A 14453-nucleotide genomic window follows, 5' to 3' on the forward strand; every position below is an offset into this window, starting at 1 on the left:
CGGCGGAAAACTCGGAAACCCGTTACTGACCGGCCGCCTCGACCGGTCGTGAATTTACCTTCCTAGGAAAGCGGTACTACCTGCCAGCGCCCGCCCTGCAGGCTCAGCTGGCGATCACAACCCACTTCCTGAGCATCGGCCAGCCCTTGCCCCGGCAGGGACTGAACCACGCGCACACCTTCGGCACGCAGGCGCTTTACCTCTCGCCAGAGGTAAAGATCGTGGCTGTCCGGGGCCCAGACGCCCGGCAGCTCTTGCGCCTGCGCCATACTGCCGAGGGTCACCAGCGTCTTCAGGTCGGTAGAGAAGCCAGTAGCCGGACGAGCACGACCGAAATCGGCGCCGATATCGTCATAGCGACCGCCCTGGGCGATTGACTGTCCGACACCCGGCACAAAGGCGGCAAACACCACCCCCGTGTGGTAGTGGTAACCACGCAACTCACCAAGATCGAAGTAGAGCGGCAACTCCGGATAGCGCAATTCCAGCGCATCAGCGATTGCGATCAGCTCGTCCAGAGCACGATGCACCTCGGTCGGAGCATCCATCAGCACGCCTTGCGCCAAGTCGAGAACCTCACGGCCACCGCACAGCTCAGCCAGGGCACGCAGCATAGACGCCAGATCAGCCGGGAGCCCTTCAGTCAGCTCGTCAACCTCATCGATCGCCTTGCGCTGCAAGGCGTCGAACAGGCTACGCTCGACTTCGCCGGACAACCCGGCCGCCTTGGCCAGGCCGCGATAAATGCCAACATGGCCAAGATCCATGTGCACGTCAGGCACGGCTGCCAGTTCAAGCATTTCCAACATCAGACTGATCACTTCCACGTCACTTGCCGGACTGGCATCGCCGTAGAGTTCAGCGCCAAGCTGGATCGGGCTTCGCGAGGTGGACAATGCGCGCGGCTTGGCATGCAGGACGCTACCGGCATAGCACAGCCGATTCGGACCCTCCCTGCGCAGAGTGTGGGCGTCGATTCGCGCCACTTGCGGGGTAATGTCAGCGCGGAAACCCATCAGGTGGCCCGACTGCGGGTCGGTTACCTTGAAGGTACGCAGGTCGAGGTCCTGGCCGGCACCGGTCAACAGGGACTCGAGATATTCGATATGCGGGGTGACCACGAAGTCATAGCCCCAACGCTGGAACAGGTCCAGCACCTGGCGGCGGGCTGCCTCGATGCGCGCCGCTTCGGGCGGCAGTACCTCTTCGATACCATCTGGCAGCAGCCAGCGATCTACCGTTGCCATTTCGCCACTCCCCTCTTATCCGGGCGGCAAGCCTTCAGTGAAGCAGATAAAGGAGGCCTGTCCCCAGCAACATGCTGGACAGACCCATCAGGCGGAGATGGCGATCCGTCAAATCCGCCAACCCGAGTACCGCGGCGCGCCAACGGCGCGGATAGAGGAACGGCAGGACGCCTTCCAGCACCAGCATCAGACAAAACGCAATGCCCAATTCCTGCCACATGATTCCCGCGGACGCAAAAAAGCCGGGATTTCCCGGCTGACCCATGATAACACGTTTTCTCGGCCGGTCACCCCGGCGGACGATCAGCGTCCGCCGGGCGACAGGTCAGCGCGCTGTCTTGTCAAGGTAACGGAAGAACTCGCTACTTGGATCCAGCACCATCACGTCACTCTTGTTCCCGAAGCTCCCACGGTAAGCCTGGAGGCTGCGGTGGAAAGCGTAGAACTCCTGATCCTGGCTGTAGGCCTTGGCATAGATAGCCGCGGCCTTGGCATCGCCATCACCGCGAGTTTCCTCTGCCTCGCGATACGCCTCGGCCAGCAGCACGCGGCGCTGACGATCGGCGTCGGCACGAATACCTTCGGCCAGCTCAGCGCCCTTGGCGCGATGCTCGCGGGCCTCCCGCTCACGCTCAGTGCTCATCCGCTCAAAGACGCTACGGTTCACTTCCTTGGGCAGATCGATGGCCTTGACCCGCACATCCACCACCTCGATCCCCAACTCCTTGCTGGCCATGCGATTGAGGGCAGTCGTGATGTCTGCCATCAGCGCATCGCGCTCGCCTGACACGACTTCGTGCAGGGTACGCTTGCCGAATTGGTCACGCAGGCCAGCCTCCAAACGCCGGGACAGACGCTCGTCGGCGATCTGCTTGATACCCGAAGTCGCGGTATAGAAGCGCTCGGCATCAGCCACACGCCACTTGGCGTAGGCATCGACCATCACGGCCTTCTTCTCCAGAGTCAGGAAGCGCTGGGTCGGCGCGTCCAGGGTCAGCAGGCGGGCGTCGAACTTGCGCACCTGGTTGACGTACGGAATCTTGAGATGAAGGCCAGGCTGGACGTCCGCCTCGACGATACGGCCGAATTGGAGAAGGACAGCCTTCTCGGTCTGCGACACGATATAGAGACTGCTCCACACCACCAAGGCCACGATGACTCCCGCGATCAAGGTGAACAGCGATTTATTGGTCATCAGCGACTCTCCCTCGAACGCAGATTGCGCTGCTGCATATCAGAGCTGACACGCGAGCCCAGATCACTGCCGCTCGCGGAAGTCGATGCCGCCGGCGCCGCTGGGCCGGAACCGGCGCCACGGCTGTCGATCATCTTGTCCAGCGGTAGATAGAGCAGGTTGCTTTGCCCTTCCTTGCCGGTCACCAGGACCTTGTTGGTATTGCTGAAGACTTCCTGCATGGTCTCGAGATACAGGCGCTGACGAGTCACTTCAGGCGCCTTGCGATACTCGGCAAGAAGCTTGCTGAAGCGATCTGCCTCACCCTCGGCACGAGCGATCACCTCATCGCGATAACCGTTGGCGTCTTCGATGATGCGCTGCGCCTGGCCCCGTGCCTCAGGCACCACGCCATTGGCGTACGCCTCAGCCTGGTTCTTGGCACGCTGCTCATCTTCACGGGCGCGAATCACGTCATCGAAGGCTTCCTGGACTTCACGCGGAGCCGCCGCACTCTGCACGTTGACCTGGGTGACGGTGATGCCGGTGCGGTAGGTATCGAGGAAGCGCTGCAGGCGCTCCTTGATTTCGCTCGCCATCAGTTCACGTCCTTCGGTCAGCACCTGATCCATCTCTGTGGAGCCCACCACGTGGCGCAGCGCGCTTTCGGTGGCATGCTGCAGGCTGACCTCAGGCTGATCGACGTTCAGTACGAAGTCCTGCAGGTTGCTGATCTTGTATTGGACGGTCAGCGGAACCTCGACGATGTTCTCGTCCTCGGTGAGCATCTGGCCCTGCTTGCTGTAGGCACGCTCACGAGTCACGTTCTCCTGGAACCTGCGATCGATGGGCGGAAAGTAGAAGTTCAGGCCCGGACCGACCGTTTCGTAGTACTTGCCGAAGCGCAGCACCACGGCTTGCTCCTGCTCATCCACGACATAGACGGCGCTATACAGCCAGACCACCGCGAGCAACGCGAGGCCGATGCCGAGCAGGCCGAAGCCACCCGACCGTCCGCCGCGATCATCGCCGCTCCGTTTCTTGCCGCTGCCGAACAACCCGTTCAGGCTGTCCTGCAGCTTACGAAAGGCCTCGTCCAGGTCCGGCGGCCCTTTGCGATCACCACCACGGCGACCACCCCAAGGGTCCTGATTGTTCGAGTTGCCACCCGGCTCGTTCCAAGCCATAGCGCTCTCCATACTGATAAAGCAAAGACGCGCCCACGGCGCGCCCGCCCATGCTACCCAAGCCTGCGGCCCGCAGCAAAACCACTCATACAGGCTTTATTGCAAAGTGTGTTGCTCAAGGAACTCGTTCGGCTGCCAACCCTCTCGGCTGACCAGTCGATTCAACTCTACGCGCGGCAGGCGCACGGCCAAAAGGACGTCACCTGCCTCATCGTGCGCTTCTGTCTGCACCGCGCCCAGGGCGAAGAACTGAGCCCGCAAACGACCTAAACGCTGGGGCAAGCGCAGAGTCCCGACAAACATGTCTTCGCCCAGCAACTCGGCCACCGCCTGCTTCAGCAGTTCCAAGCCACGCCCTTCACGCGCCGACAACCAGACTCGCTCGGGTTTTCCTTCCTCATTCCGCTGGATATGCGGCTCGACATTCTCGAGAAGGTCAACCTTGTTATAGACCTCCAGCATCGGCAGCCCCTCGGCGCCGATCTCCCCCAGCACGGCCAATACCTGTTCGATCTGCGCCATGCGCTCGGGCTCATGAGCGTCGATCACGTGCAGCAGCAGGTCGGCATTGCTGGACTCTTCAAGGGTAGCCCGGAAGGCTTCCACAAGCTTGTGCGGGAGGTGGCGAATGAAACCCACGGTGTCCGCTAGGACGATTGGCCCCACATCGCCCAATTGCAGACGGCGCAAGGTAGGGTCGAGCGTGGCGAACAACTGGTCAGCTGCATAGACCTCGGATGTGGTCAGGGCATTGAACAGCGTGGACTTGCCTGCGTTCGTGTAGCCAACCAGGGAGACCGCAGGGATATCCGCGCGCTTTCGCCCGCGACGCGCCTGCTCGCGCTGGCTGCGAACCTTCTCGAGACGCTGCTTGATCTGACGAATGCGTACCCGCAGCAAACGACGGTCGGTTTCCAGCTGGGTTTCACCCGGGCCACGCAGGCCAATACCGCCCTTCTGGCGTTCAAGGTGAGTCCAACCGCGCACTAGGCGCGTGCTCATGTGCTCAAGCTGGGCCAACTCGACCTGCAACTTGCCTTCATGAGTACGCGCGCGCTGGGCGAAGATGTCGAGAATCAGACCGGTACGGTCAAGCACCCGGCATTCGAAGGCGCGCTCGAGATTGCGCTCCTGGCTGGGTGTGAGGGTGTGGTTGAAGATGACCAGCTCGGCCTCTTCGGCCTTGACCAGGTCATGCAGCTCATCGACCTTACCGCTACCGATGAGGAACTTGGCCGTCGGCTGGTGGCGAGACACGGAGACAAAAGAAACCGTATCGGCACCCGCCGAACGTGCAAGCTCGAGGAATTCCTGCGGATCTTCGCGCGCCTCTGGGTCTTGGCCATCCAAGTGAACCAGGATGGCCCGCTCTCCTCCGCCCGGGCGTTCGAAAAACAATGCAATCTCCTATTTAGGCGTTGCCTGGCTCTGGCTGCTCTTGCTCGGAAGCGCTGGGCAGACGTACCGGGCGGCTAGGCACCACGGTGGAGATGGCATGCTTGTAGACCATCTGGCTGACAGTGTTCTTCAGCAAAATCACGAACTGGTCGAAAGATTCGATCTGGCCCTGCAGCTTGATGCCGTTGACCAGGTAAATGGAAACCGGAACGCGTTCCTTACGCAGGGTATTGAGGTAAGGGTCTTGTAGCGAATGCCCTTTTGACATGTGCCGCTCTCCTTTCTGGATTAATCGTTTTAGTTTTCAAATGACAAGAAAATTGAATGGTATCCGCCCTACCCCCAAGGATAGACGGTAACCAGCAAGGTCTCAGTTCAATATGGAGACCGACTTCAGGTATTTCAAGGCGCGCGGCAGATTGTCGCAATCAAGGCTATCCAGCCAGTGCAGGTCAGCCCAACTGCGCAACCAGGTGAATTGCCGCTTGGCGAGTTGGCGCGTGGCAATGACTCCACGCTCCTCCATCTCTGACCGGTTCAACGTGCCATCCAGGTATTCCCAGACTTGGCGATAACCGACTGCCCTTATAGACGGCAGCCCTGCGTGCAGGTCACTTCGACCGCGCAGCGCTTCGACCTCTTCGACGAAGCCCTGTTCCAACATCAACTGGAAACGTTGTGCAATTCTCTCGTGCAACACCTGCCGCTGGGCTGGAGCAATCGCCAGATGCGCAACAGTATACGGGAATTGCCCACCACCAGGCGCGCCGGAGACAGGATTTTGCGCAGCCTGGCGCAGCCTGTGGGCGGTCATGGTGAGACCGCTGACGAGGTAGACCTCCAATGCCCGAGTAAGCCGCTGCGGGTCATTCGGATGGATTCGTGCTGCGGACTCCGGATCCACGCGGGCCAACTCTCGGTGCAAGACATCCCAGCCTTCACGCGCGGCCCGCGCCTCCAGTTCGGCACGCACGGCCGAGTCGGCGCCCGGCATGTCCGCCAAACCTTCGAGCAACGCCTTGTAATACAGCATGGTGCCGCCGACCAGCAGCGGTATCCGCCCTTTCGCCGTAGCCTCGGCCATCGCGGCCAGGGCGTCGGTGCGAAACTCCGCGGCAGAGTAACTTTGCGCCGGATCGCGGATATCGATCAGACGATGAGGGAACTCGGCAAGCGTGGCCTTATCTGGCTTCGCCGTACCGATGTCCATGCCGCGGTAGATCAGTGCCGAGTCGACGCTGATCAGCTCGCAAGGCAGCGTGCGCGCCAGGGCCAAGGCCAGGTCAGTCTTGCCGGCGGCGGTCGGCCCCATGAGGAAGATTGCTGGCGGCAGGCGTTCAGCCATGCTCAGCGACCACGCAGGAAGAGTTTGTCCAGGTCGTCCATGCCCAGCTGGGTCCAGGTCGGCCGCCCATGATTGCACTGGCCGCTGCGCTCGGTGTTTTCCATGTCGCGCAGCAGGGCATTCATCTCCGGCAGGCTGAGCCGGCGATTGGCCCGGACTGCACCATGGCAGGCCATGGTGCCGAGGAGTTCGTTGAGATGCGCCTGGATGCGATCGCTGGTGCCGTATTCAAGCAAGTCGGCCAGCACGTCACGCACCAACTGCGAGGCCTCGGCCTGCTTCAAAAGGGCGGGAATCTGGCGGATTGCCAGGGTCTCCGGCCCCAGACGCTGCAGCTCGAAGCCCAGGCGGCGAAACCATTCAGCATGCTCTTCCGCACAATCTGCTTCGCGCTGACTGACCGCGAGCGACGCGGGCACCAGCAACGGCTGCCCCTTGAGCCCCTCACAGGCCATAGCCAGTTTCAGACGCTCGTAAGTGATGCGCTCATGGGCCGCGTGCATGTCCACCAGCACCAGCCCCTGGGCGTTCTCGGACAAGATGTAGATACCTTTCAACTGCGCCAACGCATAGCCCAGCGGCGGAATATCACCCTGGGTCTCGGGCAGGCTGACCGACGCTGCCGGCGTCAGAGGGGCAAAAAACTCGCGGTAAGCGCCCTTGGCTTCAGCTGCTGGCAACGGCGCAGCCGGGCGTGGAGACTGATAGCCCCCCGACAGGTGCCAGTTCGATTCAGCGGCCGGACGCTCCAACACGTTGGCTGCGAGGCTCATTTCCGCCTGAGGGCCGAACTCACCGGCAGCTTGTCCGGTTGGCCGTACCACGCTTTCGGTACCGGCCGGGGATGCCAATTGATCCTCAGGTCGCACTTCGCCGAGGGCGCGATGCAAGGTGCCATAAAGGAAGTCGTGGACCATCCGGCTGTCACGGAAGCGCACTTCGTGCTTGGTCGGGTGCACGTTCACGTCCACAGCCGCAGGGTCGACTTCGAAGAACAGGACGAACGTGGGATGCCGGCCATTGTAGAGAACGTCGCGATAGGCCTGACGGACCGCGTGGGCGACCAGTTTGTCGCGCACCATGCGGCCATTGACATAGAAATATTGCAGATCCGCTTGGCTGCGCGAGAAAGTCGGCAAGCCAACCCACCCCCACAGATGCAGCCCGTTGCGCTCGATCTCGATGGGCAGCGCCTGCTCCAGGAAAGCCGAGCCGCAGACCGTGGCCACCCGCCGCGCCTTGGAAATATCGTCCGGCGCCTCATGCAGGGCGAAGATGGTCTTGCTGTTATGCCGCAAGTGGAAAGCGACATCGAAGCGAGCCAGAGCCAGGCGCTTGATAACTTCCTGCAGGTGATCGAATTCGGTCTTCTCGGCGCGCAGGAACTTGCGGCGTGCCGGGGTGTTGAAGAAAAGATCGCGGACCTCGACCGAGGTGCCCACCGGATGCGCTGCAGGCTGCACCCGCGCTTCCATGTCGCGCCCCTCGGTCTCGACCTGCCAAGCTTGCTCGGCATCGGCTGTGCGCGAGGTCATCGTCAGGCGCGCGACCGAGCTGATGGAGGCCAGCGCCTCACCACGGAAACCCAGGCTCATGACCCGCTCCAAATCCTCGAGATCACGGATCTTGCTGGTGGCGTGGCGAGCCAGGGCCAGCGGCAGATCGTCGGCCGGGATCCCACCGCCATCGTCGCGCACCCGTAGCAGCTTGATGCCACCCTGCTCGACTTCGACATCGATGCGGCGAGCCCCCGCATCCAGACTGTTTTCCAGCAGCTCCTTGATGACCGAAGCAGGACGTTCCACCACCTCACCAGCCGCAATCTGGTTCGCCAGCCGCGGAGTCAGCAGCTGGATACGTGGCAAGCCGCTCATGGTTGGGCCGCCAGCGTCGCGGCCGGGATGCTCAGGGTCTGACCGACTTTGATGTTGTCGTCCTTCAGAGAATTGGCACTGCGCAACGCGGGGAGGCTGACCTCATAGCGCTGGGCGATCAACGCCAGGCTTTCGCCGGAGGTCACCACATGCTCCCGCGGGCCAGGCGCGATCTTGCCTTGGTCACGCAGCCAGGCAATGTAGGTGCCGGGCGGCGGGTTCTGCTGGAAGAACTGCTTGATCCCGGTCTGGATGGAGCGTGCCAGTACCTGCTGGTGGCTCGGGTTGGCCAGCTTCTGCGACTCGTTGTGGTTGGAGATGAAGCCGGTCTCCACCAGGATGGATGGGATATCTGGCGATTTCAGCACCATGAAGCCCGCCTGTTCGACCCGGCGCTTGTGCAGCGGGGTTACGCGGCTGACATTGCTCAGGACCTTCTGCCCGACGTTCAGGCTGGAGGACAGGGTGGCGGTCATCGACAGGTCCAGCAACACGCCGGCCAGCATGCGGTCCTTGTCGTCCAGGCTGACGCTGCCAACCCCGCCGATCAGGTCGGAGCGGTTTTCGTTGTCGGCCAGCCAACGAGCGGTTTCGGACGTCGCCCCCCGATCGGACAGAGCGAACACTGAAGCTCCGAAAGCGCTGCGACTGGGCGCGGCGTCCGCATGAATGGAGACGAACAGGTCAGCGCCCTTCTTGCGGGCGATCTCGGTGCGTTTGCGCAGGGGAATGAAATAGTCGCCAGTACGCACCAGCTCGCCGCGGAAGCCTTTCTCGCGGCTGATCTGGCGCTGCAATTCCTTGGCAATGGCCAGGGTCACGTTCTTTTCATGCTGACCTTTGGGACCGAGCGCACCCGGATCCTCGCCGCCGTGGCCGGCGTCGATGGCGACAATGATGTCACGCTTGCCACCCGGAACCGGAGGCAGCTTGCTTGGTGCCGGCTGGGTCGGGGTCACAGGCGCCTGTGGCGCAGCCGGGGCGGTCGCCACCTGCGGCGCGCTGGCCTCATTGGCCGCCGCTTCCTGGTCGAACAAGTCGACCACCAGACGGTTGCCGTACTGCTGGTTGGGCGCCAAGGCGAAACTCTTGGGTGTGACAGCGGTGGAGACATCGATCACGACACGTAGGTCGGTCGGGCTGCGCTGGGCAGAGCGGACGCTGGTGATCGGCGTATTGCTGAGCGACAGCTGCTCCAGCTTGGTAGCCAACTGGGCACCGTTGAGATCGATGACGATGCGATTGGGCGCAGTGAGCGTGAAGACACTGTGCTGCACCGGACCGGAAAGGTCGAAGACCAGGCGCGTATTGTCCGGCGCACGCCATAGCCGCACCCCGCGGACCTCCGCGGCAGCCAGGACATCAGCGGCCAATGCCGCAAGTAGAACCCCAATCCCGGCAAACAGTGCGCGCGAGCGCATACCCCACCCCATTTTGTTTTTCATACTCCAACGGCCAGGGCGGCACACCAGGCTTCGCCGCGCTCGGTGTGTGGCGACAAACGCAGCGAACGGCCGCCCGCTTGCGGGGTAATGGTAATGTCCAGGTCGGCCTTTGGCAAAACGCCCTCACCCCGTTGCGGCCACTCGATCAGACATAGCGCATCGCCCTCGAAGTAGTCGCGAATCCCCAGAAATTCCAACTCCTCAGGGTCGGCAAGGCGATATAGATCGAAATGAAAGGCGCGCTTATCGCCAATTTCATAAGGCTCGACCAGCGTGAAGGTCGGACTCTTGACGGCCCCAGCGTGGCCCAGCCCCCGCAGGATTCCGCGTGACAACGTGGTTTTTCCGGCGCCCAGGTCACCATGCAGGTACAGGATGCCACAGCCGCCGGTCAGCTTCGCCAACCGCCCACCGAGGTCCAGCATGGCTTCTTCGCCTTCGGCATTCAGGATCACTTCAGGCACGGCGAAATCTCCTCGAGCAGCTGACGAATGGTCGGGATCAGGTCGCTGGCTGCAATTCCCCGCCCCAGGGCGCCGAGCGTCTCCCCGGCACTGGCGTGCAGCCAGACAGCCAGACACCCGGCATCGAAACTATCCATACCTTGCGCCAACAAAGCGCCGATCAGCCCGGCCAACACATCGCCAAGCCCCGCACCCGCCATGGCCGGATGCCCACGATCGCACAGGGCCAGTCGACCATTGGGCGCCGCAACCAGGCTGCCAGCGCCTTTGAGCACGACGCACAGGTTGAAGCGTTGCGCCAGGGCGAGCGCCGCTTTCGGGCGATCAGCCTGCACTTCGGCCGTGGAAATGCCCAACAGGCGAGCGGCCTCGCCCGGATGGGGAGTCATGACCCCGGCACTGGGCGGCTGAGCCAGGCCCACGGCAAGCAAGTTGAGCGCATCGGCATCCCACACTTGGGGAACGGTGCGGTCGGCAGCGACACTCAGCAGCGCACGCCCCCAGGCACCCTGCCCAAGCCCAGGGCCCACCACCAGCACATCGACCTTTTCCGTAAGCGCCAGCAGCTGGTTGGCCGACGCCACGCCTACACACATCACTTCCGGGCGCCTGACCAGGGATGCGGCAATGTGCTCCATGCGAGTTGCCAGCGAGACCAGCCCAGCACCGCTGCGCAAGGCGCTTTCCGCCGCAAGCAGGGCAGCCCCGCCGAACCCCAGGTCACCACCCACGACCAGCAGGTGGCCAAGCTGCCCCTTGTGCGCCGTGCGTGGACGGGGCGCCAGCCGCGGCAAATTGCCGAGCGCCAGGCGCACTGCCTGGCTTGGCGCTGCGGCCAGCAGATCGGGATCAGCCTGAAGATCGTCGAACACCAGCTCGCCGACCTGGTCCGGCGCATCGGCGGTGAACAAGCCGAGTTTCAGCCCGATAAAGGTTACGGTCAGGTCGGCACGTACGGCGACGCCCAGCACCCGACCGCTGTCCGCGCAGAGGCCGGACGGAATATCGATCGCCAACACCGGCTGTCCGCTGGCGTTAAGCAGGCGAATCGCCTGGGCATAGGGCTCACGCACCGAGCCGGACAGGCCAGTCCCGAGCAGGGCATCCACCACCACACCCTCAAGCGGCGCGCATTCAGTCCATGGCTGGACAGCGACCCCGACGGCAAGCGCTTCGTCGCGCGCCAGCGCCGCATCCCCAGCAAGCGCATCCCCAGCAAGCGCATCCGCCGCCCCGACCGCGAAAACTCGAACGCGCCAGCCCGCGCGCTGTGCCAGGGCGGCCACCAGGTATCCGTCGCCGGCATTGTTGCCACGGCCAGCCAGGACGCTGATGCAGCCCGCCTCGGGCCAGCGGTGTCGCAGCGCACGCCACGCGGCATGAGCGGCACGCTGCATCAATTCGAACCCAGGGGTGCCCGCCGCAATCAGGCAAGCATCGAGGTCTCGCACTTGTGCGGCGGAGTGGAGGCTGAGGGGCATTTCATCAGTGGGCAGCGTCATGTGCTTCGGATATGGGGATGAGGTCTGGCAGAATTATATCCACCTCAGCTGCCGTTTCCTGCCCCAGCATGCCCTTTTCAACGCCAGATCTCGCCGCACTCGCGCAATCCATCAAGGATTGGGGTCGAGAATTGGGCTTCCAGCAGGTCGGTATCTCCGGGCTCGACCTCGGCGAACATGAAACCCATCTCCAGCGCTGGCTCGACGCCGGCTACCAGGGCGAGATGGACTACATGGCGGCCCACGGCAGCAAGCGTTCACATCCGGAGCTGCTGGTACCCGGGACGTTGCGGGTGATTTCACTGCGCATGGATTACCTCCCGGGCGATAGCCAGATGGCGAGAGTCCTGGCGACGCCCGAAAAGGCTTACGTATCGCGCTATGCGCTGGGGCGCGATTACCACAAGCTGATCCGCAAGCGCCTGCAGCACCTGGCCGACCGCATCCAGCAGGTGATCGGCCCGCTCAGTTATCGCGCCTTCGTCGACAGCGCCCCAGTCCTGGAAAAGGCCATTGCCGAACAAGCGGGCCTGGGCTGGATCGGCAAGAACACCCTGGTACTCAACCGCAAGGCGGGCAGCTATTTCTTCCTCGGCGAACTGTTCGTCGACGCGCCGCTGCCCGTGGATCCGCCACAGGCCAGCGAACATTGCGGCCGTTGCTCGGCCTGCCTGGACATCTGCCCCACCGCAGCTTTCGCGGGCCCCTACCAACTGGACGCGCGACGCTGCATCTCCTATTTGACCATCGAGCTGAAGGGCTCGATTCCCGAGCATCTGCGCCCACTCATCGGCAACCGTGTGTTTGGTTGCGACGACTGCCAGATCGTCTGCCCGTGGAATCGCTTCGCCCGGCCTAGCGGTGAAGGTGATTTCCAGCCGCGCCATGGGCTGGACAATGCCGAGCTCGCCGAACTGTTCCGCTGGAGCGAACAGGAGTTTCTCAGCCGGACCGAGGGCTCGCCGCTCCGTCGTGCGGGTTATGAGCGCTGGTTGCGCAACCTGGCTGTCGGCCTTGGCAACGCCCCCTCGACCATTCCCGTACTGGAGGCCCTGCGCGCGCGCCGCGAGGACCCATCAGCGCTGGTTCGCGAACATGTGGAGTGGGCGCTAGCCCGCCACGCAGCGGGCTAGTCCTGAACCTCAGAACTTGAAGAAATTCTCGCGGTAGTGGCGCAATTCGGCGATGGAATCGCGGATGTCATCCATTGCCAGGTGGCTGCCGCTTTTACTCACGCCATCGCGCACCTTGGGCGCCCAGCGCGCGGCCAGCTCCTTGATCGTCGAAACGTCCAGGTTGCGGTAATGGAAGTAGGCTTCCAGCTGCGGCATATGCCGATAGAGGAAGCGGCGGTCCTGGCAGATGCTGTTGCCGCAGATCGGCGACTTGCCCTTGGGCACCCACTGCTCCAGGAAGGCAATGGTTTGTGCCTCTGCCTCCGCCGCGCTGATGCGGCTCTCGCGTACGCGTTGCGTCAGGCCGCTCTGGCCATGTTGGCGGGTGTTCCACTCGTCCATGCCGGCCAACACCTCGTCGCTCTGGTGCACGGCAATAGTCGGTCCTTCGGCGAGTACGTTCAGCTCGCTGTCGGTGACGATGGTGGCCATCTCGATGATGACGTCCGAGTCCGGGTTCAGGCCGGTCATCTCCAGATCGATCCAGATCAGGTTCTGGGCATTTTGCATAAGGTCAGTCTCCTCGACAGGACGCGCATTCTAGCTTAGAGGCCGCCTGAGAGGCGCGCGTGCTAAACTCGCGCCGATTTTTCCAAGCGGATCCCTCATGGCCAAACGCCACCTAACGCGCCGGCAAAGCTGGCGCATCGAAAAGATTCAGGAAGAGCGCGCTGCCCGGGCAGCCAAGCGCGAGTCACGTGCGCTCGATGAACTCGAGGGCGGCGACCTGGGGCACGAGCAAACCGGCCTTGTAATTGCGCACTTCGGCGTGCAAGTGGAGGTGGAGGCACAGGAAGGCGAACTGGCTGGCCAGATTTTCCGCTGCCACCTGCGCGCCAACCTGCCAACCCTGGTCACCGGAGACCGTGTGGTCTGGCGCTCGAGCAACCAGGGTAGCGGGGTGATCGTCGCCCAGCTGCCGCGCACCTCCGAGCTCTGCCGCCCGGATATGCGAGGCCTGCTGAAGCCGGTGGCCTCTAACGTCGATCAGATCATCATCGTCTTCGCCCCGCTCCCTCATCCGCACGCCAACCTGATCGACCGCTACCTGGTGGCAGCCGAGCACGCCGGCATTCGCCCCCTGCTGCTGCTGAACAAGGCCGACCTGGTGGACGAGCAGAACAGCGCCATGCTCGATGAACTGCTGGGTGTCTATCGGCATCTCGGCTATCCGCTGCTGGAAGTTTCCGCCCGACAGGGTGGCGGCATGGAGGAGCTCCAGACGCTTCTGGACGGTCACATCAGCGTGTTCGTCGGGCAATCCGGTGTGGGCAAGTCATCCTTGGTCAACAGCCTGCTGCCGGGCGTGGATACCCGCGTCGGCGCACTGTCGGAAACCACCGGCAAGGGCACCCACACCACCACCACCGCGCGCCTCTTCCACTTCCCTGGCGGTGGCGAATTGATCGACTCCCCTGGCATCCGCGAATTTGGCCTCGGCCACGTCAGCCGCGATGATGTGGAAGCCGGCTTCATCGAGTTCCACGACCTGCTGGGCACCTGCCGATTCCGCGACTGCAAGCATGACCGCGAACCCGGCTGTGCGCTGCTCAAGGCACTGGAAGACGGCCGCGTCCATGCGCAGCGCATGGCCAGCTATCGGCACATCCTCGCCAGCCTCCCGCAGGACGAGTATTAACGC

At 63.1% G+C, this 14453-nt stretch carries 14 protein-coding genes; 2 read left to right on the forward strand and 12 right to left on the reverse strand.

Going from position 1 to position 14453, the window contains the following annotated elements:
* Nucleotides 1-62 precede the first annotated feature (62 nt).
* The 11 genes from OXH74_RS05635 to OXH74_RS05685 form a co-directional block, all read right to left on the reverse strand.
* Nucleotides 63-1247 (reverse strand): ATP phosphoribosyltransferase regulatory subunit, encoded by a 1185-nt coding sequence (locus tag OXH74_RS05635; RefSeq protein ID WP_375740413.1) that lies wholly within the window; start codon nucleotides 1245-1247, stop codon nucleotides 63-65.
* A 34-nt stretch (nucleotides 1248-1281) separates the two neighbouring features.
* Nucleotides 1282-1467 (reverse strand): DUF2065 family protein, encoded by a 186-nt coding sequence (locus tag OXH74_RS05640; protein ID WP_215372455.1) that lies wholly within the window; start codon nucleotides 1465-1467, stop codon nucleotides 1282-1284.
* Between the two features lie 105 nt (nucleotides 1468-1572).
* Nucleotides 1573-2442, reverse strand: coding sequence for a protease modulator HflC (hflC, locus tag OXH74_RS05645; RefSeq protein WP_215371494.1), 870 nt, complete (start codon nucleotides 2440-2442; stop codon nucleotides 1573-1575).
* Nucleotides 2442-3608 (reverse strand): FtsH protease activity modulator HflK, encoded by a 1167-nt coding sequence (gene hflK, locus OXH74_RS05650; protein ID WP_215371495.1) that lies wholly within the window; start codon nucleotides 3606-3608, stop codon nucleotides 2442-2444. Before hflK ends, hflC begins: the two co-directional genes overlap by 1 nt.
* 96 nt (nucleotides 3609-3704) lie before the next feature.
* Nucleotides 3705-5006, reverse strand: a complete 1302-nt coding sequence (gene hflX / locus OXH74_RS05655) for a ribosome rescue GTPase HflX (RefSeq protein ID WP_375740414.1) — start codon at nucleotides 5004-5006, stop codon at nucleotides 3705-3707.
* A gap of 13 nt (nucleotides 5007-5019) precedes the next feature.
* Nucleotides 5020-5274 carry an RNA chaperone Hfq gene (gene hfq, locus OXH74_RS05660; RefSeq protein WP_003453015.1) on the reverse strand — a complete coding sequence of 85 codons (255 nt, stop codon included), beginning with the start codon at nucleotides 5272-5274 and terminating at the stop codon, nucleotides 5020-5022.
* A 102-nt stretch (nucleotides 5275-5376) separates the two neighbouring features.
* Nucleotides 5377-6351, reverse strand: coding sequence for a tRNA (adenosine(37)-N6)-dimethylallyltransferase MiaA (gene miaA, locus OXH74_RS05665; protein WP_375740415.1), 975 nt, complete (start codon nucleotides 6349-6351; stop codon nucleotides 5377-5379).
* Between the two features lie 2 nt (nucleotides 6352-6353).
* Complete coding sequence (gene mutL / locus OXH74_RS05670) at nucleotides 6354-8225, reverse strand: DNA mismatch repair endonuclease MutL (RefSeq protein WP_375740416.1); 1872 nt, start codon at nucleotides 8223-8225, stop codon at nucleotides 6354-6356.
* Entirely contained in the window at nucleotides 8222-9658 is a 1437-nt protein-coding gene (locus OXH74_RS05675) for an N-acetylmuramoyl-L-alanine amidase (protein ID WP_375741569.1), read from the reverse strand. The genes mutL and OXH74_RS05675 overlap by 4 nt, the downstream gene beginning before the upstream one ends.
* Before the next feature lie 8 nt (nucleotides 9659-9666).
* On the reverse strand, nucleotides 9667-10134 hold the full coding sequence (tsaE, locus tag OXH74_RS05680; RefSeq protein ID WP_375740417.1) for a tRNA (adenosine(37)-N6)-threonylcarbamoyltransferase complex ATPase subunit type 1 TsaE: 468 nt from the start codon (nucleotides 10132-10134) through the stop codon (nucleotides 9667-9669).
* A complete protein-coding gene (locus tag OXH74_RS05685; protein WP_375740418.1) occupies nucleotides 10122-11636 on the reverse strand; it encodes an NAD(P)H-hydrate dehydratase in 1515 nt (504 codons plus the stop codon). The genes tsaE and OXH74_RS05685 overlap by 13 nt, the downstream gene beginning before the upstream one ends.
* A gap of 68 nt (nucleotides 11637-11704) precedes the next feature.
* On the opposite strand from OXH74_RS05685, the gene queG reads away from it, so the two are divergent.
* Nucleotides 11705-12769, forward strand: a complete 1065-nt coding sequence (queG, locus tag OXH74_RS05690) for a tRNA epoxyqueuosine(34) reductase QueG (RefSeq protein ID WP_375740419.1) — start codon at nucleotides 11705-11707, stop codon at nucleotides 12767-12769.
* A gap of 9 nt (nucleotides 12770-12778) precedes the next feature.
* On the opposite strand, the gene orn is transcribed toward queG, so the two are convergent.
* On the reverse strand, nucleotides 12779-13321 hold the full coding sequence (gene orn / locus OXH74_RS05695; protein ID WP_215371513.1) for an oligoribonuclease: 543 nt from the start codon (nucleotides 13319-13321) through the stop codon (nucleotides 12779-12781).
* Between the two features lie 97 nt (nucleotides 13322-13418).
* On the opposite strand from orn, the gene rsgA reads away from it, so the two are divergent.
* Nucleotides 13419-14450 (forward strand): small ribosomal subunit biogenesis GTPase RsgA, encoded by a 1032-nt coding sequence (rsgA, locus tag OXH74_RS05700; protein WP_215371515.1) that lies wholly within the window; start codon nucleotides 13419-13421, stop codon nucleotides 14448-14450.
* Nucleotides 14451-14453 lie beyond the last annotated feature (3 nt).

Origin of the sequence: Metapseudomonas boanensis, from assembly GCF_042232855.1 — a bacterium.
Lineage (GTDB): Bacteria > Pseudomonadota > Gammaproteobacteria > Pseudomonadales > Pseudomonadaceae > Metapseudomonas > Metapseudomonas boanensis.